Annotated in this window: 7 protein-coding genes and 4 pseudogenes; 10 read left to right on the top strand and 1 reads right to left on the bottom strand. The window is 47.4% G+C overall.

What is annotated here, in order from left to right:
* Positions 1 to 122: 122 nt before the first annotated feature.
* Positions 123 to 914: a head GIN domain-containing protein gene (locus tag JCM10512_RS11885; RefSeq protein ID WP_044163335.1), complete on the top strand. Its 792-nt coding sequence runs from the start codon at positions 123 to 125 to the stop codon at positions 912 to 914.
* 216 nt (positions 915 to 1,130) lie between these two features.
* The gene (locus tag JCM10512_RS11880) at positions 1,131 to 1,973 is read left to right on the top strand and encodes an alpha/beta hydrolase (protein ID WP_244437140.1); all 843 of its coding nucleotides are present in this window, start codon (positions 1,131 to 1,133) and stop codon (positions 1,971 to 1,973) included.
* A 70-nt stretch (positions 1,974 to 2,043) separates the two neighbouring features.
* On the opposite strand, the gene JCM10512_RS11875 is transcribed toward JCM10512_RS11880, so the two are convergent.
* The gene (locus JCM10512_RS11875; protein ID WP_044163326.1) at positions 2,044 to 3,060 is read right to left on the bottom strand and encodes an EFR1 family ferrodoxin; all 1,017 of its coding nucleotides are present in this window, start codon (positions 3,058 to 3,060) and stop codon (positions 2,044 to 2,046) included.
* Positions 3,061 to 3,263: 203 nt separating this feature from the next.
* On the opposite strand from JCM10512_RS11875, the pseudogene JCM10512_RS11870 reads away from it, so the two are divergent.
* The 8 genes and pseudogenes from JCM10512_RS11870 to JCM10512_RS11835 all read left to right on the top strand — a co-directional run bounded on the left by JCM10512_RS11870 (position 3,264) and on the right by JCM10512_RS11835 (position 24,248).
* Positions 3,264 to 4,018, top strand: a pseudogene (locus JCM10512_RS11870) (DUF5131 family protein).
* Between the two features lie 137 nt (positions 4,019 to 4,155).
* The gene (locus JCM10512_RS11865) at positions 4,156 to 6,252 is read left to right on the top strand and encodes an aceric acid hydrolase (protein WP_044163324.1); all 2,097 of its coding nucleotides are present in this window, start codon (positions 4,156 to 4,158) and stop codon (positions 6,250 to 6,252) included.
* A 58-nt stretch (positions 6,253 to 6,310) separates the two neighbouring features.
* Positions 6,311 to 8,170, top strand: coding sequence for a right-handed parallel beta-helix repeat-containing protein (locus JCM10512_RS11860; protein ID WP_044163322.1), 1,860 nt, complete (start codon positions 6,311 to 6,313; stop codon positions 8,168 to 8,170).
* A gap of 176 nt (positions 8,171 to 8,346) precedes the next feature.
* Positions 8,347 to 10,551 (top strand): alpha-L-rhamnosidase-related protein, encoded by a 2,205-nt coding sequence (locus JCM10512_RS11855; protein WP_044163320.1) that lies wholly within the window; start codon positions 8,347 to 8,349, stop codon positions 10,549 to 10,551.
* A 284-nt stretch (positions 10,552 to 10,835) separates the two neighbouring features.
* Positions 10,836 to 13,539: pseudogene (locus JCM10512_RS11850) on the top strand (alpha-d-galacturonidase).
* 94 nt (positions 13,540 to 13,633) lie between these two features.
* Positions 13,634 to 17,830: pseudogene (locus JCM10512_RS11845) on the top strand (beta-d-glucuronidase/beta-L-arabinofuranosidase).
* 291 nt (positions 17,831 to 18,121) lie between these two features.
* Positions 18,122 to 21,360 (top strand): annotated as a pseudogene (locus JCM10512_RS11840) (glycoside hydrolase family 2 TIM barrel-domain containing protein).
* A gap of 32 nt (positions 21,361 to 21,392) precedes the next feature.
* The gene (locus tag JCM10512_RS11835; protein ID WP_044163318.1) at positions 21,393 to 24,248 is read left to right on the top strand and encodes a glycoside hydrolase family 2 protein; all 2,856 of its coding nucleotides are present in this window, start codon (positions 21,393 to 21,395) and stop codon (positions 24,246 to 24,248) included.
* The last annotated feature ends 294 nt before the right edge of the window (positions 24,249 to 24,542 follow it).

Genomic DNA, 24,542 nt, shown 5'->3' with positions numbered 1-24,542 from the left:
AAAGACGGTCAATAACTCTTTTTGTACCCATTGAATACTTTTTAAAAAATGACTCTAAAAGTACTGAATATATTTTTTATTCCATACTTTTGTACATTACAATATTTAAAAACCAAGAACTTATGAAAAGATTAGCGATTACATTGCTTGCTTTTATGGCTTTATTCCTTTTTGTCGGAGGAGTAGAAGCGCAAACTGTCACTCCGAGTAAGAAATACATTACGCGGGAGTTGAAGAATATGAGCGACTTCAGTGCGATAAAAGTACTGGGAAGCCCGGATGTAGAATATACCCAAAGTACTGGCAAACAAGTTAAAGTTACTTTGTACGGTTCCGATAATCTACTCGATTTATTGGAGGTAACTACTCAGAACGGTGTATTGCAAGTGAATATAAAAAAAGGCGTGAATATTAGGGGCGGAGAGCGTCGGCTAAAAGTTATTGCCTCTTCTCCTGCTTTGAAACAGGTCGATATCCTAGGCTCATCAGATGTTACGCTTAAAGGAAGTGTAAAAGGTAACGATTTAAACTTAGCGATTGCCGGCTCGGGAGATATAAAAGCAGATAAATTGGACTACACTAACATTACAGCTATCGTAAATGGTAGTGGCGATATTGATTTGAAGAATATCACAGCAACTAATGTTAATGTGAATGTGGCGGGTTCCGGTGATATAAATGTTATTGGCTCTGCGCAGAAAGCCGTACTTAAGGTTGCGGGTTCAGGTGATATCGAAGCTCAGAAACTAGTAGCCGCTCATGTGATTGCCGATGTTGCCGGTTCGGGAGACATAGACTGCTATGCATCTAAACAACTCGACGCCAAATTAGCCGGTAGTGGAGAGATTACGTACAAAGGCAAACCTGCTGTGGTGAATAAAGAAGGTAAGAAAAAGCAAATCGTAAACAAATAAAATAGACAGTTAGCAAGTCATTCCCGATAATTCCTTTTAAGTAAGGATTATCCGGGATTTTTATTTGAATTCATTGGCAAGTGCAACAACAGAGAAAGAATTTGTAACAGAAATATGCGGTATGCAGGCGAGAAAAGCTGTAATTTTACGTCGTAATCATAAAACTTTAGTATCATAATTATGAAACGCATCTTTTTCTTATTTCTATGTACATGTATGTGTACACTCGCGGGACAGGCACAGAAAGCCATCCCGCATTCCCGTCCCGGATTTGATATCGAACAAGCCGGAATAGCCAAAGGGAAAATCGATACAGTCCGCTATCAGTCCAATACGGTTGGTGTTCAACGCAAGGCCTTGGTGTATACGCCTCCCGGATTCTCTAAAGGAAAGAAATACCCCGTACTTTATTTATTACATGGCATTGGAGGGGATGAATTAGAGTGGCTGAAGAATGGAAGGCCACAAGTCATTCTTGACAATCTGTATGCTGAAAATAAACTGGAACCTATGATCGTGGTACTTCCCAATGGCCGGGCAATGAAAGATGACCGGGCTACAGGCAATATCATGGCGGCCGATAAAGTAGAAGCATTCTCTACTTTCGAGCAAGACCTTATTCAGGACCTAATCCCCTATATCGAGAAGCAATATCCGGTATTAAAAGATCGGGAACACCGGGCACTCGCCGGCTTGTCGATGGGAGGAGGGCAATCGTTGAACTTCGGACTAGGCAATCTGGATACATTTGCTTGGGTAGGAGGCTTTTCATCAGCACCTAACACCAAGGCTCCGGAAGTTCTGGTTCCCGAACCGGAAGCCGCTAAGAAACTATTGAAACTTCTGTGGATCTCTTGTGGAGACCGCGATAACCTGATGTCTTTCAGCAAACGTACGCATGAATACCTGCAAGCAAAGGGTGTGCCTCACATCTTTTATGTAGAACCCGGAGGACATGACTTCGATGTATGGAAGAACGATTTATATCTTTTTTCGCAGTTGTTGTTTAAGCCGGTTCGCGCTTCCGAATTCAGCACTTATAATTTAGCCGAAGAATAATTCCAAAGGTTGGCAAGCAGTGAGAAACATAAAACTTGTTTCCGCTGCTTGCTTTTTTGATCAAATTCTCCTATTTGCATCTGTATCTTCCCCAGAATTTATAAAAGGTAAGCGACATATATGTGATCGCTGCATTGATCCGTCTATTCTTTATTAAGACATACTGTATCGGGTAGAGTATGGCTACCAGCGCAAGCAGTATAAGCGTAAACAAGGCAAGCTTGCCAGCGAATGTCCGGTAATAATCAGCCAGTATAGGCTGCAACAGTCCCATGATCAGAAAAGTCAGCCCGAAAAGTAACACCCAGAGCCCGTGTGTTGTCTGAATGGCTTCCTGCGGACAACTATTCATACACTTCATACAGCTTTCACATCTAAAGGTCCAGTAAGGACGTTTGCGGCTCTTCTTTATGGCGTGGAGCGGGCAGTTCTTTTCGCATAAACCGCACGACGTACACGCATTGGATGCATAAAAAGATTTAGCCAAAAAGAAACGTCCCGCCAGGTAATAACCAATTGCGACGGGCGAGATCAACAGATCCTGTATCAAATCCCGAAGTGCCGGAAACACCGATTGACCATCAAACAGTTTGTCAGCATATCGTTGCACTTTCTGCTGCATGGAATGGAAGATATAATTGGCTGATTCAGCACTCAAAGCCGGATGAATGGAAAGCCAGTTGGACGGCATATCGAATGATATCAACCCGCCGAGTTTGTAGCCTTTACTTAGCAGGAGGATTGCCGACAACATAAACGTAATCCCACTTAGTCCGGGCGTAATGAAACGTCCTATTTTTAATCCGGCCCGCGTATTGGCCAGTACGACCAGATTCTTACCTCTCGGAAGTCTGCGGATAAAACGAATCGTGACCGGAGGATAATTGAAACCATGCGTAGGCGAGACAATCAGCATGAGCGAATCACTGTTAATTTCAAGCGAGTTGGGATTTGTAACAGTTGTGATGTCTACTACGCGAGCGGCTATTCCCTTTTTTAGAGTAGCTTCGGCCCACCACAGGGCTACTTGTTTCGAGTTGCCTGTTCCGGAAAAGTAATAGATAATCAAATCGCGGGCTGTGTTCATACGCTGTCTTCATGGCTTGAAAGGCAAAAATAAAGATAATTTTGATTGCAGCGGCTATTCGTACTTTAAAAGATTGTAGTTTTTATTTCAACGTCCAGTTTTTTTGGAAAAGAATGATTATTCGTATATTCGCAGGCAATAAATTCTTCAATCAATTACACGATTATCTGTTGGTGATTCAGAAAGTAGCATATATAGCATAAATGAGTGGAAAAGCATCGATATGGAATCCTTGGCATGGCTGTCACAAATGGAGTGCAGGCTGTCGGCATTGTTATGTTTACCGGTCGGACGGTAAATATGGGAAAGATAGCTCAGTCGTAACGAAAACGGCTAAGTTTGACCTGCCTTTGCAGCAAAAGAAGAATAAGGAATATAAAATACCATCGGGCAATTTAGTCTATACCTGCTTTACCTCCGATTTTCTGGTAGAAGATGCCGACGAATGGAGAAGCGAGGCGTGGGAGATGATGCGTATACGGCAAGATCTCCGTTTCCTCTTCATCACCAAACGTATTGATCGCTTGGCGGAATGTCTGCCGGCTGATTGGGAGATGGGTACGACAACGTAACGATTTGTTGCACGATGGAGAATCAAGACCGGGTCAACCATCGCCTGCCTATCTACAAAGCCGCTCCCATCAAGCATAAAATTATCATTTGCGAACCACTGTTAGACCCCATTGACTTTGGAGGAGAACTCAGCGGGGGTTGGGTAGAGCAGGTCGTGGCTGGCGGAGAGTCGGGCAGGGAAGTTCGCGTGTGCAATTACGATTGGGTGTTGGATATTCGTCGCCAATGTCTGGAAGCCGATGTCAGCTTCTGGTTCAAGCAAACCGGAACCTATTTCCTGAAAGACGGGCAGCAATACAAGATTGCCCGGCAGTATCAACATGCACAAGCTCGGAAAGCAGCCATAAATCATACCTCTTCTCATCAGTCGGAACTCGAACCGTGAATCTCGTTCGTTTGCCTGCAACCTCTTTGGAGTATCCTTGTTGATAAACCTTTGCTTACTGTTTTTTGAGTACAAAATATAGTTAATTCCGTCTCTTTCTTATAGAGAAAGTATTATTTTAAGAATTACCAATATTCATGAAACAGATTAAACTGTTATTTCTTTTAGCTTCCGCCTCTGTCACGGGAGCATTTGCGCAAAGCAATGGATTGACGGATATGAGTCAGAGTCGTTATGCCAAAATGACGAACACCGGAATAGATGCCGTACATTGGAACAATGGGTTCTGGGGCGATCGTTTCAATGTTTTCAGTCATACATCCCTGCAAAGTATGTGGAAAACCTGGGATACCCCTGAACTCTCCCATGGCTTTCGGAACTTTGAAATAGCTTCCGGTGCATGCCAGGGCGAACATTGGGGACCTCCGTTCCACGATGGCGATATGTATAAATGGATGGAAGGAGTTGCCTCGGTTTATGCAGTCAACAAAGATCCTGAATTGGATAAGTTGATGGATCGCTTTATAGCCTGTGTGGTAAAAGCTCAACGCGCCGACGGGTATATACATACCCCTGTTATTATCGATGAGATGAACAGAGGAGTGGATAGTCATGCCGCAGCCGACCCGCACAAACAAACCGTCATCGGTACAAAAGTCGGCTCGGAAGAGGAAAAAGGAGCTTTTGCCAACCGCCTGAATTTTGAAACATACAACCTGGGCCACCTCATGATGGCAGGCATCGTCCACCAACGTGCAACCGGAAAGAATACACTTTTCAACGCAGCAGTTAAGGCTACGGATTTTCTTTGTCACTTTTATGAAACCGCTTCGGCTGAGTTGGCTCGTAACGCAATCTGCCCCTCTCACTATATGGGAGTAGTCGAAATGTATCGGGCCACCGGAAACCCTCGTTATCTGGAATTATCGAAGAACCTGATCGACATTCGGGGAATGGTAGAAAGCGGTACGGATGATAATCAGGACCGGGTTCCTTTCCGTGAACAATACCAGGCCATGGGACACGCTGTACGTGCCAATTATCTGTATGCCGGCGTAGCGGATGTATATGCTGAGACCGGAGAACAACAGTTGATGAAGAATCTTACAAGCATCTGGAATGATATTGTTACCCGTAAAATGTATGTTACAGGGGCTTGCGGAGCACTTTATGACGGAACTTCGCCCGACGGTACATGCTACGAACCGGACAGCATACAAAAAGTGCATCAAAGTTACGGTCGTCCGTATCAGTTGCCCAATAGCACCGCCCATAACGAGACCTGCGCCAACATCGGCAATATGCTCTTCAACTGGCGTATGCTCGAAGTGACCGGTGATGCCAAATATGCCGAATTGGTAGAAACATGCCTTTACAACAGCGTGTTGAGTGGAATCAGCCTGGACGGGAAGAAGTATTTCTACACCAACCCGCTTCGTATCAGCGAAGACCTGCCATACACCTTGCGCTGGCCTAAAGAACGCACAGAGTACATCAGCTGCTTCTGCTGTCCGCCCAACACTTTGCGTGCCCTTTGTCAGGCACAAAACTATGCCTATACATTGAGCTCGGAAGGAATCTATTGCAACTTATACGGCGCCAATACACTGACTACAAACTGGCAGAACAAGGGAGAAGTCGTGCTGACACAGACTACCGATTATCCTTGGGACGGAGCAGTACGTGTTTCATTGGATAAGCTTCCGCGCAAAGCCGGTGCTTTCTCAATCTTCTTCCGCATACCCGAATGGTGCGAAAAAGCTACGCTGACGGTAAACGGACAGCCGGTACAGGTTGATGCCAAAGCCAATGCGTATGCCAAAGTCAACCGTACGTGGAAGAAAGGAGATATTATCGAACTAACGATGGATATGCCTGTACGCCTGCTTGAAGCGCATCCGTTGGCAGAAGAAATACGCAATCAGGTTGTTGTGAAGCGTGGTCCGCTCATTTACTGTTTGGAAAGTATGGACATCGCGAAGAATGTGAAGATTGATGATGTGCTGATTCCTGCCGACATACAACTAACTCCGAAAAAGATAACCATTGAAGGTAGCCCGATCGTAGCCTTGGAGGGAACAGCTAAGCTGGTTAACTCGAACTCTTGGGATGGTACGCTGTATCGTCCGGTAGTACAGGCAGAGAAAACGGTACAAGTGCGCTTGATACCCTACTATGCGTGGGGAAACCGGGGTAAAGGAGAAATGACTGTTTGGATGCCTTTGAGCCGCTAAGGCTCCGGGCTATTTATAGACAATGATAGTATAAGATATGTGGAATAAGAAAATAGTAATGGCTGCCGGGTTGCTTCTTGCCGGAATACTCGGCAGTGGAGCAACCGCTTATGCAGGCGAAATCTGGGTCTCGACTCAAGGAAGCGACCTGAACAACGGTACGCGTCAAGCTCCCAAGGCAACGCTGACTTCCGCTTTGCGTCAGGCACGCGAATGGCGTCGGGTGGGAGATGAACGCGTTCAGGGAGGAATTACGATTTGTTTGGAGGGTGGAACGTACGCTCTTCACGAATCGGTTTTCATCCGTCCCGAAGATAGTGGAACGGAGGCGTCTCCTACCATAATCCGCTCAGCTGAAAAGAATCAGGCGGTATTGAGTGGTGGGGTACGTATTGGCGGTTGGAAGAAGCAAGGCAAGCTTTGGGTAGCCGATGTGCCGGGTTTTAACGGTCGCCCGTTGGACTTCCGACAATTGTGGGTGAATGGTGTAAAAGCCGACCGGGCCCGTGATGTGGCGGACTTTGAAAAGATGTCCCGTATTCGCAGTGTGGATGAGAAGAATGAAATTCTCTATGTTCCGGCAAATGCCGTTCGCAAGCTGCTTGACGGAAAAGGGAATTTAAAAGCGGCTTATGCCGAAATGGTGCTTCATCAAATGTGGTGTGTAGCCAATCTGCGTATACGCTCCATCGAAGTGCGGGGAGACAGTGCAGCCGTGCGCTTTCATCAACCCGAGAGCCGGATTCAGTTTGAACATCCCTGGCCCCGGCCTATGGTAACTACCGACGGACACAATTCGGCTTTTTATCTGACGAGTGCCCGCGAACTGCTCGATGTTCCGGGAGAGTGGTATCACGATATTGAATCCCGCAAGCTTTATTACTACCCGCGTGAAGGGGAAAATATGCAGGCGACCGAGACAAAAGCTATTGTGCCGGCTGTCGAAACCTTGGTACGGATCGAAGGCACCTTAGACCGTCCGGTAGCCCATGTACGTTTTGAAAATATCACATTCGCTTATACCACTTGGTTGCGTCCATCGGAAAAAGGACATGTGCCGCTTCAGGCCGGTATGTATCTGACTGATGGTTATCGGATCGATCCGATGATGCAGCGGGATTACCTTAACCATCCGTTGGACAATCAGGGATGGCTCGGACGCCCGGCAGCAGCTGTACGCATAGCCGCAGCCAACCGGATCGACTTTGAACGTTGTCGTTTCGAGCGTTTGGGCTCTACCGGTTTGGATTACGAAGAAGCGACACACGGTGGTGTGGTACGTGGATGTCTTTTCCGTGATATAGCCGGAAATGGTTTGCTGGTAGGAAGTTTCTCTCCCGCTGCTTACGAGACGCATTTACCCTACGATCCGACCGACCGACGGGTGGTCTGTGCACATCAGCAAATCAACAATTGCTACTTTACCGATGTAGCCAACGAAGATTGGGGTTGTCTTGCCATCGCGGCAGGCTATGTGAGCGATATAAATATCGAGCATAATGAAATATCCGAAGTCCCTTATACCGGTATCAGCCTGGGTTGGGGATGGACACAGACGGTAAACTGTATGCGTAACAACCGGGTACATGGCAATTTAATTCATCACTATGCCAAGCATATGTATGATGTGGCGGGTATCTATACGCTAGGTTCGCAACCGAAGAGTTATGTAACCGAAAACTGTGTGCATAGCATATATAAACCGGGTTATGTACACGATCCGAAGCATTGGTTCTATCTTTATACCGACGAAGGCTCTTCGTTCATCACCGTGCGCGACAATTGGACGGAGGGAGAGCAGTATTTACAAAACGCCAACGGTCCCGGTAATGTATGGGAGAATAACGGTCCGAAAGTGGATCCGGCTATTCGTGAGCGTGCCGGACTGGAAGCTAACTATAAAGATATACGCCATTAATCCTTGGTAAATCAGCATTGGTGTAGTAGTGCGGATGCGATACCCGATTCGTTCCACCTGGGTCGAACGAAACAAACACCTTGGTGTAACGAAAGGATAACCCGGGTGGAACGAACCGGAAACCTAGGTCGAACGAATTATTTTCTATAACGAAACTCTTATTGACTGAAAGAAAAATGAGAAATAGATGGATGATATTACTAGGCGCCTTGTCGATGGCAAGTAGCGCTTTTGCACAAACCTGGATATGGTATCCGGGTGATTATGAAATCTGGTTAGGTAACCAGATGAACAACCGCCGTACGGAGCGCGGAGCCTTTTTCCCTCCTTTTTGGAAAACCGATAGCCACTATGTAGTGGTTGAGTTCAGCAAGAAAATCAATCTCGCTGAACCGGAAGAGATACAGATTGCTGCCGAAGGGAAATACAACGTAAAGCTTGATGGGAAATTGCAGTTCGGTATGCCGGAAAAGTTTCAACTTCCCGCCGGCAAACATAGCCTGAACATCAAAGTTTGGAATCAGGCGACTCCTCCTGCCGTATACGTGAAAGGTAAAACAGTCAAGTCCGACGCGAGTTGGCAGGTAACTTACGAAGATAAGGAATGGATCGACGAGAGTGGTAAAGCCAGCGATACGTCCGCCACGATTTATATGGATGCCGGCAGTTGGAACTTCAACGAAGCGGCTCAACGTCCCTCGGCATTCCAGTTAGAACGCGAACCTCAGCAACCTGTTGCGCAGACCGCACAACCCGAGGGAGGCGTTTTGTATGACTTCGGCAAAGAGACATTCGGCTTTATCACCTTGAAGAATCTCTCGGGCAAAGGAACGATTGCTCTTTATTACGGGGAAAGTCCGGAAGAAGCCAAAGATAAAGCTTACTGCGAAACCTTGGATAAGTTACAATTAGAGTCGGGCCGGGTAACGGACTTGGCAATCAACCGTACGTCTTCTTTGGATAACGGCGCGAGCAATGAATACACGCTGGAAAACAGCAAAGCATTTCGCTATGTTTATGTAACACACGATCCGGGCGTACAAATCGGCGCGGTATCGATGCAGTACGAATATCTTCCGGAGACCTACAGAGGTAGTTTCCGTTCGAGTGACGAAGAGTTGAACCGTATTTGGGAAGTGGGGGCTTACACGATGCATCTCACCACCCGGGAGTTTTTTATCGACGGCATCAAGCGTGACCGTTGGGTGTGGAGTGGCGATGCCATTCAGAGTTATCTGATGAATTACTATCTATTTTTTGATAGTGAGTCGGTGAAGCGTACTATCTGGTTGTTGCGCGGAAAAGATCCGGTAACGAGCCACAGCAACACAATCATGGACTATACCTTCTACTGGTTCCTCAGTGTTTATGACTATTATATGTATAGCGGTGATCTTCATTTTGTCAACCAGCTATATCCCCGTATGCAATCGATGATGGATTATGTGCTGGGGCGTACCAACAAGAACGGCATGGTTGAAGGACTTTCCGGCGACTGGGTGTTTGTGGATTGGGCCGACGGCTATCTCGATAAGAAAGGGGAACTCTCTTTCGAGCAAATCTTATTCTGTCGCAGCTTGGAGACAATGGCTCTTTGCGCGAATCTGACGGGCGACAAAGCCGGTCAACAGAAATATGAGAAGTTGGCCGGTGCCTTGAAAGCGAAACTGGAACCCTCATTCTGGAGTGATCAGAAACAAGCGTTTGTACACAACCGGGTAGAGGGCAAGCAGAGTGATGCCGTGACTCGTTATGCCAATATGTTCGCTGTGTTCTTCAATTACATGAGTGCGGACAAACAACAAGCCACCAAACACTCCGTTCTACTGAACGATAGCATTCTGAAAATAACCACGCCTTATATGCGCTTCTATGAGTTGGAAGCACTTTGTGCGCTTGGTGAGCAGGAAGCAGTGATGAAAGAGATGAAGGCCTATTGGGGAGGAATGCTTAACGAAGGAGCTACTTCTTTCTGGGAGAAATACAATCCGGAGGAAAAGGGTACAGAGCATCTGGCTATGTATGGCCGTCCTTACGGAAAAAGCCTTTGTCATGCGTGGGGTGCAAGTCCCATCTATCTGCTAGGTAAATATTACCTGGGAGTTACACCGGTGAAGGAAGGTTATAAAGAGTTTGCCGTTACTCCGGTACTGGGAGGCTTGAAATGGATGGAAGGAACTGTACCTACTCCGAACGGTGATATTCATGTCTATATGGACACTAAAACGATCAAAGTGAAGGCTACGGAAGGAAAGGGATACCTGACTATCCAAAGTCGTCGCCAACCCAAAGCTAATCTGGGTAAGGTCGAAAAGGTGTCGGAAGGTGTATGGCGTCTTTGGATTGATTCATCTCAAGAAAGAGTCGTGAACTACCGTTAGCAGTTGTATCTAAACAAAACAATCATCCTGATTCATGCTTCTTTGTCGAAAAGGAAGAACATGAATCAGGGATTTTCTATAAATATGAAGCCGAAAAAGAGAAACGTGCCGAATAAATAAAAAAGAAAAGAATTCGGTCTGCCATTTGACTTACAGCTATATAAAGACTACTATAAGTCTTTTAATTAGGCTTTATAATCAGCATGTAAGTAGACAGAACTGAGTACAAACAATACAGAATCCCGTCTTTTCTTATAGTAAACTAAATGCTATATTTAAAGATAATGAAGAATTCCAAATTATTCATGTTTGCCGCCTGCGCTGTCATTTTTGCTGCGTGTGGTAAGCAAACCGTAAGAATCATGACTCCGCCGGAAGCCTCAAACCGTGTGCTGTTTGGTGCGGAACAGTTGCAAAACTCCTTGGATAAAGCAGGTTACAAAGTAACCGTGCAACATGGAGATACCACCTTCTCCGATCCGGACGTCAAGACCATTCTACTTACCGAAGTAAATGACACTACACTGAAGAAAGAGGGTTTTCACATCACAACATCCGGGAATCTGACCAAAGTGTCCGGACGTGACGGAAGCGGAGTAATATATGGTTGTCGGGAACTGATCGACCGTGTGTCTGATTCCGATAACAAGCTAGACTTCCCGCAAGACCTCAAAGACGGTCCCGAAATGGTACTGCGTGGTGCTTGTGTAGGTTTGCAGAAAATGACTTACCTACCGGGACATGGAGTTTACGAATATCCTTATACGCCCGAAAGTTTCCCTTGGTTCTACGATAAAGAACAGTGGATCAAATACCTCGATATGCTGGTTGCCAACCGCATGAACTCGCTTTATCTCTGGAACGGACATCCGTTCGCTTCCCTTGTCAAGCTCAAAGATTATCCGTTCGCACTCGAAGTGGACGAAGAAACTTTCAAGAAAAACGAGGAAATGTTCTCGTTCCTGACCGAAGAAGCCGACAAAAGAGGAATATTCGTTATACAGATGTTCTACAATATCATTCTGTCTAAACCTTTTGCCGAACACTACGGACTGAAAACTCAGGATCGTAACCGCCCCATTACTCCGCTGATTGCCGACTATACCCGCAAGAGCATAGCCGCATTTATCGAGAAGTACCCGAATGTTGGTCTGCTTGTTTGTCTGGGTGAAGCCATGGCAACAGTAGAAGATGACGTGGAATGGTTTACCAAAACAATTATTCCGGGCGTAAAAGATGGTTTGCAGGCATTGGGCCGTACGGACGAACCTCCGATTATGGTTCGTGCGCACGATACCGATTGCAAACTGGTTATGGATGCCGCACTACCTATCTATAAGAATCTTTATACCATGCACAAGTACAACGGAGAGTCGTTGACTACCTACGAACACGTGGTCCTTGGACAAAGATTCATACGGACTTGAGCTCATTGGGTTCTATTCACATCAGCAATGTGCATATCCTCGCTAACCTCGAACCTTTCCGTTGGGGATCTCCTGACTTCGTTCAGAAAGTAGTGAAAGCTATGCATGATATTCACGGAGCGAATGCTTTGCACCTCTATCCGCAAGCCTCTTACTGGGATTGGCCATATACGGCAGATAAATTGCCCGATGGTAAACGTGAATTTCAACTCGACCGTGACTGGATCTGGTATCAGACTTGGGGAGCTACGCATGGAACAGTCGTCGCGATCGTACGGAAGAGATGGGCTACTGGAACCATCAGTTGGCTAAGTTCTACGGAACTTCCGACGAGAATGCCGGAAATATCCGCGAAGCCTATGAAGAGAGTGGTGAGATAGCTCCTAAGCTGCTACGCCGTTTCGGTATTACCGAAGGAAACCGTCAGACACTCCTACTGGGTATGTTCATGAGCCAGTTCGTTAATCCATATAAGTACACCATCTATCCGGGATTCTACGAAAGCTGTGGTCCGGAAGGAGAGAAGTTGATTGAGTACGTTGAGAAAGAATGGAAGAAACAACCTCATGTAGGCGAACTTCCCTTGGATATTATTGCTCAGGCTATCGCTCATGGCGACAAGGCTGTAGCTGCCATCGATAAAGCAGCCAATTCCGTATCGGCCAATAAAGATGAGTTTGCTCGTTTGCAAAACGATATGCACTGCTACCGCGAGTTTGCGTATGCTTTCAATCTCAAAGTGAAAGCTGCCAAATTGGTACTCGACTATCAGTGGGGAAAAGATATTAAGAATCTCGAAGAAGCTATTCCTTTGATGGAGCAAGGTTTGGTGCATTACCGCAAATTGGTGGAATTGACGGATGATCATTATTTGTATGCCAACAGTATGCAGACTGCGCAACGTCGTATTCCGATCGGTGGCGATGATGGTAAGAACAAAACCTGGAAAGAGATGTTAGTACATTATGAAAAGGAGTTGGAGAACTTCAAAGCGAATCTGGCTTTGCTGAAAGATCGTCAAAGCGGAAAGGTGGCTACTACTGCGGCTTCGTTTACAGCTTGGGCTCCTGCAACTGTGAAGTTAGTAGCGTCTACTTATCCGACTGTGAAACTGGGTGAAGGAACATCTCTGTTCACGAACGTTCCCGGAAAAGTAGAAGCGATTGCACCCGAATTGAAGGGCCTTACGGCTTTCCGTTTCGATGGTGACAAGCAACGCGAAGATGGAACAAACTTCACCTTTGAAAACGATGCTCCGGTGAAACTGTTGGTTGCTTACTTCAAAGATGATCAAAAGAGATACGCCAAAGCTCCTAAATTGGAGATTGACGCTTCTGCCAACGACTACGGTCAGGCTGAACCGGTGCTTACAAATGCTGTACGCATCAACGGAATGCCTCTGGCTAACGTGCACGCTTATAGTTTCCCGGCAGGCAAGCACACGCTGATGCTGCCTAAAGGCTACTTGCAAGTACTTGGCTTTACAAGTGCAACCGATATGAAGACTCGCAATGCCGGTCTGGCTGGCGACGAGGAAACCATGGACTGGTTGTTCTATTAATATACTTATTCTTTTGTCTTGATGCTCCGAAAAGGTATCAAGACAAAAGAAATAAGATTACTGACTTTCATTATACAAGATTAGATTTTAAATGATGAAGAAGTATTTATTGGCTGCTGTTTATCTGGCTTCTACACTTGCTGCTTTTGCGCAGCGTGAAGTATCGCAGGAACGGATGGAGCAGATTTATGAGGAAGCAAAGACTCCGTATAAATACGGGATGGTGGTTGCTCCGGAAGATAATAATCATAAGATAGACTGTCCCACCGTTTTCCGTCAGGGAGATAAGTGTTGATGACTTATGTTGTTTATAACGGTAAAGGAGGCACAGACGGACGCGGCTATGAAACATGGCTGGCAGAAAGTGACAACCTGCTCGAGTGGCGCACACTAGGGCGGGTTTTATCATTTCGTGACGGTACGTGGGATGCTAACCAACGAGGCGGTTTCCCTGCACTGCCGGACATGGAGTGGGGAGGAAGCTATGAACTCCAAAGCTATAAGGGACGCCACTGGATGACCTATATCGGTGGAGAAGGTACCGGTTACGAAGCCGTGAAAGCCCCGCTTTATGTCGGACTCGCGTGGACAAAAGATAATATTGCCACTGCGCACGAATGGGAGTCGCTCGACAAACCGATATTGAGCATTCACGATAAAGACGCGCAATGGTGGGAGAAACTCACACAGTATAAAAGCACCATCTATTGGGATAAAGACAAGACCCTCGGTGCACCGTTTGTGATGTATTACAATGCAGGCGGCCGTCATCCGGAAACCGATTTGAAAGGCGAACGTGTGGGAATTGCGCTATCCAAGGATATGAAGAAGTGGAAACGCTATGCCGGTAATCCGGTCTTTGCGCATGAAGTGGACGGTACCATTACCGGTGACGCTCATATTCAGAAGATGGGAGATGTGTATGTCATGTTCTACTTCTCCGCTTTTGAACCATCACGCAAATACAAAGCGTACAATACTTTTGCCGCAAGCTATGATCTGGTACATTGGACGGACTGGACAGGTGCTGATCTGATTATTCCCTCCAAGAACTACGATGAACTGTTTGCCCACAAGAGCTACGTGATCAAACACGATGGAGTGATTTATCACTTCTATTGTGCGGTCAACAATGCCGAGCAACGGGGTATCGCCGTAGCTACCAGCAAACCGATGGGACGTTCGGCTGTTCGCTTCCCGAAACCGGAAGTCAAGAACAGACGTATCCTTACGGAGTTGAATAAAGACTGGAAGACTTGGATTACCGAAGCCACACACTTGAAAGGCAACTTTATGATGCCTGCTCAAACGGTTGACATCCCGCACAACTGGGATGACTATTATGGCTATCGCCAATTGACTCACGGCAACATGCACGGAACTGCCATGTATGTGAAGGATTTCAATATAGAGGTAGAAGCCGGAAAAGAATATTTCCTTCACTTTGAAGGAGTAGGTACCTATGCCACTGTCAAACTGAACGGACAAGACTTCGGACGCCACCCGGCCGGACGAACCACCTTGACGTTGGATGTAACGAAGGCTTTGAAACAAGGAGCTAACCGATTGGAAGTGAAAGCGGAGCACCCCGAAATGATTGCTGATATGCCTTGGGTATGTGGCGGTTGTTCTTCGGAATGGGGATTCAGCGAGGGTTCGCAACCGCTGGGCATCTTCCGTCCGGTTGTTCTGGAAGCTACGGATCTCATTCGTATCGAACCGTTCGGTGTTCACATCTGGAATGATGAGAAAGCCGCTAATGTGTACGTAGAAACCGAAGTGAAGAATTACGGAAAGACCACCGAAAGCATCGAAGTGGTAAACAAACTGAGTAATGCCGATGGTAAACAAGTATTCCGTTTGGTAGAGCAAGTAACTCTTGCTCCGGGAGAGACTAAAACAATCCGTCAACAAGCACCTGTCGAATCACCGATCTTATGGAGCAACGATAATCCGTATTTGCATAAATTGGCTAGTATGATTAAACGGGGCACGGCAACAACCGACGAGGTATCTACGCCGTTTGGTATACGTACCATTAGTTGGCCGGTGAAACGGAACGATGGTGACGGACGCTTCTACCTGAACAATAAACCGGTCTTCCTGAATGGCGTTTGCGAATACGAACACCAGTTCGGACAAAGCCATGCTTTCAGTACCGAGCAGGTAGCTTCTCGTGTGAAGCAGATGCGTGCAGCAGGATTCAATGCTTTCCGTGACGCGCATCAACCGCATCACCTCGATTACCAGAATTACTGGGATAAAGAAGGTGTCTTGTTTTGGACTCAGTTCTCCGCGCATGTATGGTATGATACGCCAGAGTTCCGCGAGAACTTCAAAAAACTGCTTCGCCAATGGGTGAAGGAACGTCGTAATTCTCCGTCAGTCGTTATCTGGGGCTTACAGAACGAAAGCACACTCCCTCGTGAGTTTGCACAGGAGTGTAGCGATATAATCCGGGAAATGGATCCTACAGCACGTAACATGCGAATCATAACAACCTGTAACGGGGGAGAAGGAACCGACTGGAATGTAATTCAGAACTGGAGTGGTACATACGGAGGCAATGTATTCAAATATGCCAATGAACTTGCTCAACCCAATCAGTTGTTGAACGGGGAGTATGGCGCTTGGAGAAGCATCGACCTGCATACCGAACCGGGAGCCTTTGAAGCCGATGGCGTATGGAGTGAAGAGCGTATGTGTCAGCTGATGGAAACTAAAATCCGCTTGGCAGAGCAGGTGAGAGACAGTGTTTGCGGACAATTCCAATGGATATACAGCAGCCACGATAATCCCGGACGTCGCCAACCCGATGAAGCTTATCGAAGATAGACAAGGTAGGGCCTTTCAATTACAAAGGTTGGTAACTCCGTGGGAAGAGCCGTTGGACGTTTATTATATGTATCGTGCCAACTACGTGCCTGCTGCCAAAGACCCGATGGTCTATCTGGTATCGCACACCTGGACCGATCGTTTTGAAAAGGGACGTCGCCGGGCTACCATCGAAGCGTATAGCAATTGCGACTCCGTACTGCTTTACAACGATGCGACTAACGAGCGGGTAACTTTCCTCGGACGTAAGAAAAATAATGGAATCGGTACTCACTTCATGTGGGAGAACCGCGACATCCGTTACAACGTATTGCGTGCCGTAGGTTATTTTAAAGGTAAAGCCGTAGCGGAAGATGTACTGGTATTGAAAGGATTGGAACAAGCGCCTCATTTCGAAGCTCTTTACCAAGACGTAACACCGGTATTGAAAGGAGCGGATGGTTACAATTATCTCTATCGCATCAATTGCGGAGGAGATGATTATACCGATAGCTTCGGACAGCTGTGGTTGCAAGATAATGCCAATTACTCGCATTCATGGGCGGAGCGCTTCAAGGAATTGAGTCCTTATCAGGCAAGCCAGCGTACAACGAGCGATCCGATACGTGGTACGCGCGACTGGAGTCTGTTCCAACATTTCCGTTTCGGACGCCACCAATTGGAGTACCGTTTTCCGGTAGCCGATGGTACGTATCGTGTCGAACTTTACTTTACCGAGCCTTGGCATGGAACAGGCGGAAGTGCGGCAACCGATTGCGAAGGACTTCGCATCTTCGATGTGGCTATCAATGATTCGGTTGTATTGGACGATTTGGATGTATGGGCCGAAAGCGGTCACGACGGTGCTTGCAAGAAGGTAGTTTATGCTACTGTGACGGGCGGGCTCTTGAAAGTTCATTTCCCCGAAGTGAAAGCCGGACAAGCTATTATAAGTGGTATTGCGATTGCTTCTACCAACTCCGAACTGAAACCGGCGCAGTTCCCCGCATCCGATTGGAGTTGGGAAAAGGCTGACAAGGATGTTATGGAGAAGACACCGAAAGAATTGCTTCCCGAAGATAAGAATGCTCGTGTAAGCATTGCATACGAAGCTGAAGCTGCCTTGTTGAAAGGTACTTTTACAAAGAAAGAACACCGCAAACAAACCGGAGTTTTCTTTGGTAAAGGTAAGAAGAACAGCATTGAGTGGAATGTATCTACCGGATTGGCTCAGGTATACGCCTTGCGTTTCAAATACCTGAACGCTACCGGCAAGCCTATGCCTGTGCGGATGCAGTTCATCGATTCCAAAGGAGTTGTTCTGAAAGATGATGTGCTCACTTTCCCCGATACTCCCGATAAATGGAAGATGGTAAGTACTACCACCGGAACCTTTATCAATGCCGGTTATTATAAAGTGTTGCTTACCGCTGATGATATGAACGGATTGGCGTTCGATGCACTCGATATTCAGTAAGTGCTTTTCGCCTGATAAAATAGTGTTTTTGTATAAGAGCTCGGTGTCATACCGGGCTCTTATCTTTTAACAACACAGGCCAATCAACCTTTTTCTCTTCCTAAGTCTTTCGGTGTCCTTCGCAAAGACCAATTCCTTGGTCATTACCGTAGTCATATTCAAACGATAATACCTCTTTCAGCGAACAATTCCTCGGTTGCTCCGTTGTCTTTTGGGAATATATCTTTTTAAGAAAGGGGTACAAAACGGTAGTTCATCCGTCTACCTGATAGGTAGAAAAACGAAAGACAAATGAAGATATTTACTTTTTTGCTTGGAGCGATGTGCATTGGAGCAGTGCAGGCACAAACGTACATGACTGGGAGAACCATCATGTGCTCCAAATAAACCGTGAACCCGCAAGGGCTGCATTCATTCCTTTTGCCCAAAAACAAGGTGACAGTTCCCTGTCATTGGATGGAACCTGGAAGTTTCGCTGGACACCCGTTCCCGACGAAAGAGTACTTGATTTTTACCAAACAACTTTTGATGATAAAGCCTGGACTAACTTTCCCGTACCTGCCAACTGGGAAAACAACGGCTACGGAACTCCGATCTATGTGTCGGCAGGTTATCCGTTTAAGATCGATCCGCCCCGCGTAATGGGAGAGCCTAAGGCCGATTATACCACTTTCAAGGAGCGTAATCCCGTGGGACAGTATCGCCGCACTTTCATGTTACCAGCCGGATGGCAAGCCGAGGGACAGACGTTCTTACGCTTTGAAGGAGTGATGAGTGCCTTCTACGTCTGGATCAATGGAGAACGGGTAGGCTACAGTCAGGGAAGTATGGAACCGAGTGAGTTTAATGTAACTTCCTATCTACAACCGGGACGCAATCAGATTGCCTTGGAAGTCTACCGATATAGCGATGGTTCTTACCTCGAAGATCAGGACTTCTGGCGTTTCGGCGGAATCCACCGGAGCATTCACCTGATTCATACGCCCGATGTGCGCATCCGTGACTTTGCGATACGCACCTTGCCGGACACCAATTACCGGAACTTCACCTTGCAGATCGATCCGCAGTTCAGCGTATACCGCAACCTGACGGGACAAGGCTATTCCATTCACGGCGTGTTGAAAGATGCCGCCGGAAAAGAGGTTGCCACCTTGAAAGGAGATGTAGAAGATATTCTCGACTTGGAACATAAAGCAAGCCGGATGAACGAATGGTATCCGCAACGGGGACCTCGTAAAATGGGACGCTTATCCGTCGTAATCGAAAAGCCCGAACTCTGGACTGCCGAGACTCCTTACCTGTATCAATTGGAACTGACTTTGCAGAATGCCGATGCGCAAGTGATCGAAAGAGTCAAGCAGGCAGTAGGTTTCCGCAGCATCGAAATAAAGAAAGGACAATTACTGATAAACAATAAACCCATTCGCTTTCGTGGTGTGAACCGTCATGAGCATGATCCGCGTACGGCTCGTGTGGTGAGTGAAGAGCGTATGTTGCAAGATATTCTCTTGATGAAACAAGCTAATATCAATGCGACACGAACCAGCCATTACCCCAACGTAAGCCGTTGGTACGAGCTTTGTGACAGTTTGGGGCTCTATGTCATGGACGAAGCCGATATTGAAGAACATGGCCTGCGTGGTACGTTGGCAAGTACACCCGACTGGCATGCAGCCTTTATGGATCGTGCCGTCCGCATGGCGGAACGTGATAAGAATCACCCGTCCATCGTGATGTGGAGCATGGGGAATGAAAGCGGTTACGGACCTAACTTTGCCGCGATCTCTGCCTGGTTGCACGACTTCGACCCGACACGTCCCGTACATTACGAAGGTGCGCAGGGAGTGAACGGTGAACCCGACCCTGCCACGGTAGACGTAATCAGCCGTTTCTATACCCGTGTGAAGCAAGAATACCTGAACCCCGGCATCGTTGAGGGAGATGATAAAGAACGGGCGGAAAACGCGCGTTGGGAACGTCTGCTGGAGATAGCTGAACGTACCAATGACGACCGTCCGGTGCTGACAAGCGAATATGCGCACTCAATGGGAAATGCGTTGGGTAACTTCAAAGAATACTGGGACGAGATTTACAGCAACCCGCGTATGCTGGGAGGTTTTATCTGGGACTGGGTAGATCAGGGAATCTATAAGACATTGCCGGACGGCAGAACAATGGTAGCCTATGGCGGTGACTTCGGAGACAAACCGAACTTGAAAGCGTTCTGCTTTAACGGCTTACTGATGAGCGACCGCGAAACGACACCGAAATACTGGGAAGTGAAAAAGGTATACGCACCCGTTCACATGACGATGGACAACGGGCAGCTGACAATTATAAACCACAACCACCACACCGGCCTGTCTCAATACCGTTGCCTTTGGACGCTTTCGGTGGATGGCAAACAGAAAGAACAAGGAGAATTGACGTTACCGGAGGTTGCACCGGGCGAGAGCAAGACTATTGCTTTGCCCGCTTTCCGTTCATTAACGGGCAAGCAGCTGGCAGCTACTTCGGACTATCAACTGAAAGTGAGTATCCAACTGAAAGCCGACGCACTTTGGGCGAAAGCCGGACACGAAGTCGTTTGGGAGCAGTTCTGCTTACACGAAGGAGAATTGGCCGCTTCGGAGGTTGCCAACAAAGGACGCCTGAACGTGCAGGAAGATGCACAATCGCTGAGCATCAAGGGACAGGGATTCTCTGCCGTATGGGATAAGAAACAGGGAGGCATCTCTTCACTGGTTTACCAGGGTAAAGAGATGTTGGCTCATCCGAGCGATTTCCCTTCACAGCCTGTTACCCAAGTGTTCCGTGCCCCGACCGATAACGACAAGAGCTTTGGCAATTGGCTGGCGAAAGACTGGGCACAGCACGGTATGGATGCTCCGAAGGTTAGTCTGCTATCTTTTGCACACGAGATGCGTGCAGACGGTGCGGCCGTGATTCGGGTTCGTACCGCCAATCAATACCTTTCAGGTTCTGTACAGACCGATTATACGTATACAGTGCTTTCCGACGGAACGATTGATTTGGAAGCCACTTTCCTGCCGCAGGGTGAATTGCCCGAACTTCCTCGTTTGGGGATTGCTTTCTGTCTGCCTGCCGCTTACCAGACGTTTACTTGGTATGGCAGAGGGCCACAGGATAACTACCCCGACCGTAAAACATCGGCAGGTGTAGGGCTTTGGAGCGGTTCGGTAGCCGATCAGTATGTGCATTATCCCCGTCCGCAAGATAGCGGCAACAAGGAAGAGGTGCGCTACCTGAAACTGACCGATCGGCAGGGTAGAGGGTTATGCGTTGAAGCGGTGGATAAACTCTTCTCAGCATCGGCCTTGAACTTCACTGCGCAGTATCTGTATAAAGAGACGCATGACTGTGACCTGAAACCTCGCCCGGAAGTGATCCTTAGTCTGGATGCTGCCGTACTCGGACTGGGCAACAGCAGTTGCGGTCCCGGTGTGTTGAAGAAATATGCCATCGAAAAGAAGGCGCATACCTTGCATGTACGTATAACCAAACAATGATTGAAACCTTACAATTATAAACAGTTTTATTAATGAAGAAAGTAACGACTCTATTATCAGCCTTAGCGCTGGCTGCTACCATGCACGCTCAGCAGACCGCCCAAACGGAAAGACAATATCTTTCCGGACACGGATGCGACGACATGGTAGAATGGGACTTTTTCTGTACCGGCGGCCGCAACTCCGGCAAATGGACCAAGATTGGTGTCCCTTCCTGCTGGGAGCTTCAAGGCTTCGGAACCTATCAGTATGGAATCTCTTTTTATGGTAAACCTTTTCCGGAAGGTGTTGCCGACGAAAAGGGAATGTATAAATACGAATTTGAAGTACCCGAGACCTTTCGTGGGAAACAGGTGAACCTGATTTTTGAAGCTTCCATGACGGATACCGAAGTGAAAGTGAATGGTCGGAAAGTAGGTTCTAAGCATCAGGGAGCATTCTATCGTTTTACATACAACGTGACCGACTTCCTTAAATATGGCAAGAAGAACTTGCTGGAAGTAACCGTAGCCAAAGAGAGTGAGAACGCAAGTGTGAACCTGGCGGAAAGACGTGCCGACTACTGGAACTTCGGTGGAATTATTCGTCCGGTATTTCTGGAAGCCAAACCGGCATTGAACCTTCGGCACATTGCCATCGATGCACAGGCGGATGGAACATTCCGTGCCAACTGTCACCTGAATCTGTCCAACGACGGAATGAGTGTGCGTACGCAGATACTGAATGCTTCCGGAAAGAAAATCGCCGAAACAACACAGCCTGTGAAAGCGGGAGGTGACTGGACTACGCTGAACCTGAAGGTTGCCAACCCCGAACTATGGACTGCCGAAACACCTAATCTTTATAAAGCTCAATTCACGCTGTTGGATAAGAGCGGTAAAGCGGTGCACAACGAAACAGAAACCTTCGGTTTCCGTACCATCGAAGTGCGCGAGAGCGACGGACTTTATGTCAATGGGGTGCGCATCAATGTACGCGGAGTCAATCGCCACAGCTTCCGTCCCGAAAGTGGACGTACGCTGAGTAAAGCGAAGAACATCGAAGACGTACTTCTGATGAAGGACATGAATATGAACTCTGTACGCCTGAGCCATTATCCGGCTGATCCTGAATTCCTGCAAGCATGTGACTCGCTGGGACTTTACGTAATGGATGAGTTGGGTGGCTGGCATGGCAAATATGACACGCCGACAGGTGTACGACTGATTGAAGGAATGGTAGAACGTGACGTGAATCATCCTTCGGTAATCTGGTGGAGCAATGGAAACGAGAAGGGATGGAATACCGAACTCGACGGAGAGTTTCATAAGTACGATCCGCAAAAGCGTCCGGTTATTCATCCGCAAGGCAATTTCTCCGGTTTTGAAACGATGCACTACCGTTCGTATGGTGAGAGCCAGAACTACATGCGTCTGCCTGAAATCTTCATGCCGACGGAGTTCCTCCACGGCTTGTATGACGGCGGTCACGGAGCCGGCTTGTATGATTACTGGGAAATGATGCGCAAGCATCCACGTTGCATCGGCGGCTTCCTTTGGGTACTGGCCGACGAAGGTGTGAAACGTGTGGATATGAACGGTTTCATTGACAATCAGGGCAACTTCGGTGCCGACGGTATCGTAGGCCCGCATCACGAAAAAGAGGGTAGCTTCTATACCATTAAGCAGCTGTGGAGCCCGGTTCAGATCATGAACACAAAGATCGACAGCAAGTTTGACGGTAAATTCTCGGTCGAAAACCGATACGACTACCTGAATCTGAACACCTGTCGCTTCGTATGGGAACAGGTTAAATTCCCGACAGCCATCGATCCTTCCAACAAAGCCATGCAGGTTTTGAAAAGAGGTGAACTTCGGGGTAGTGATATTGCAGCTCATGGTGCGGGTGTATTGGATATTAAAACGTCTGTACTCGCTGATGCCGATGCGCTTTTCTTGACGGCTATCGACAAATTCGGTCACGAGTTGTGGAGATGGACATTCCCGGTGAGGGAGTTGAACCAACGTGCTGAAGTCATTTCGATTCTGGCTGCTCATCCCAGCTTTACGGAAACAGCCGATCAAATCACTGTAGTAGCAAGCAACCGTACGTTGACTTTCTCTAAGAAAGACGGACAGTTGAAAGAAGTGACCGTAAACAAGAAGAAAATCAGCTTCTCCAACGGTCCCCGATTCATCGGAGCACGCCGTGCAGACCGTTCGCTGGATCAGTTCTACAACCATGACGACGAAAAGGCCAAGGACAAAGACCGTACGTATAGCGAATTCCCCGATGCTGGCGTGTTGACTAAACTGGAAGCGAAGGAAGACGGCAACGGCAATCTGGTTGTTACAGCTAACTATAAACTGGGTAACCTCGACAAAGCGCAATGGACAATCGATTCCAGCGGTACGGCTATGCTCGACTATACCTATAACTTTTCCGGCGTGGTAGATCTCATGGGAATTCGTTTCGATTATCCCGAAGATCAGGTACTCAGCAAACGTTGGTTGGGCGCAGGTCCTTTCCGCGTATGGCAGAACCGTATTCACGGTACGCAATACGATGTTTGGGAAAACGACTACAACGATCCGATACCGGGTGAAACTTTCACCTATCCTGAGTTTAAGGGGTATTTCGACAATGTATTGTGGATGAATATCCGTACGAAAGAGGGCACGATCAGCCTGACAAACGAGACTCCGGATTCGTATATAGGGGTATACCAACCACGTGACGGTCGCGATCGTTTGCTATACACACTGCCCGAAAGTGGCATTTCCGTGTTGAACGTGATTCCGGCTGTACGCAATAAGGTGAACTCTACGGATCTATGCGGACCTTCTTCACAACCCAAATGGGTGGACGGACCGCAAACCGGACGAATAGTATTCCGTTTCTTGGAATAAGATAAGTAATCTGACATATTTATGTAGGTTTTATTAGGAGGAAGCGATTGCTGATATTTCAGCGTCGCTTCTTTTTTTTGCTCTCAAGCGAAGGGGGCGACCTCTTTCCACTTGGCTTTTTGAGACTGTGCAAATATAGTATTTCAGTTTATGGGGTAGGTACGTACTGTGACGTATCGGTACGTACTGATACCTACTGTGCCTTACTTTTTCTTTTTTTAACTTATACGTACACATTATATATGCGCGCACGCGTACGGGCACATGCGCGTTACAAATTTAATTATTAAGAAG

This window comes from Bacteroides reticulotermitis JCM 10512, assembly GCF_000517545.1.
In the GTDB taxonomy this organism is placed as follows: Bacteria; Bacteroidota; Bacteroidia; order Bacteroidales; family Bacteroidaceae; genus Bacteroides; species Bacteroides reticulotermitis.
This window is presented reverse-complemented; position numbering and strand designations above follow the sequence as displayed.

Coding starts and splice junctions, on each gene's coding strand:
- JCM10512_RS11885 (WP_044163335.1), top strand. CDS start 123: ATGAAAAGATTAGCGATTACATTGCTTGCTTTTATGGCTTTATTCCTT.
- JCM10512_RS11875 (WP_044163326.1), bottom strand. CDS start 3,060: ATGAACACAGCCCGCGATTTGATTATCTATTACTTTTCCGGAACAGGC.
- JCM10512_RS11860 (WP_044163322.1), top strand. CDS start 6,311: ATGGCTGCCGGGTTGCTTCTTGCCGGAATACTCGGCAGTGGAGCAACC.
- JCM10512_RS11855 (WP_044163320.1), top strand. CDS start 8,347: ATGAGAAATAGATGGATGATATTACTAGGCGCCTTGTCGATGGCAAGT.
- JCM10512_RS11835 (WP_044163318.1), top strand. CDS start 21,393: ATGAAGAAAGTAACGACTCTATTATCAGCCTTAGCGCTGGCTGCTACC.
- JCM10512_RS11865 (WP_044163324.1), top strand. CDS start 4,156: ATGAAACAGATTAAACTGTTATTTCTTTTAGCTTCCGCCTCTGTCACG.
- JCM10512_RS11880 (WP_244437140.1), top strand. CDS start 1,131: ATGTGTACACTCGCGGGACAGGCACAGAAAGCCATCCCGCATTCCCGT.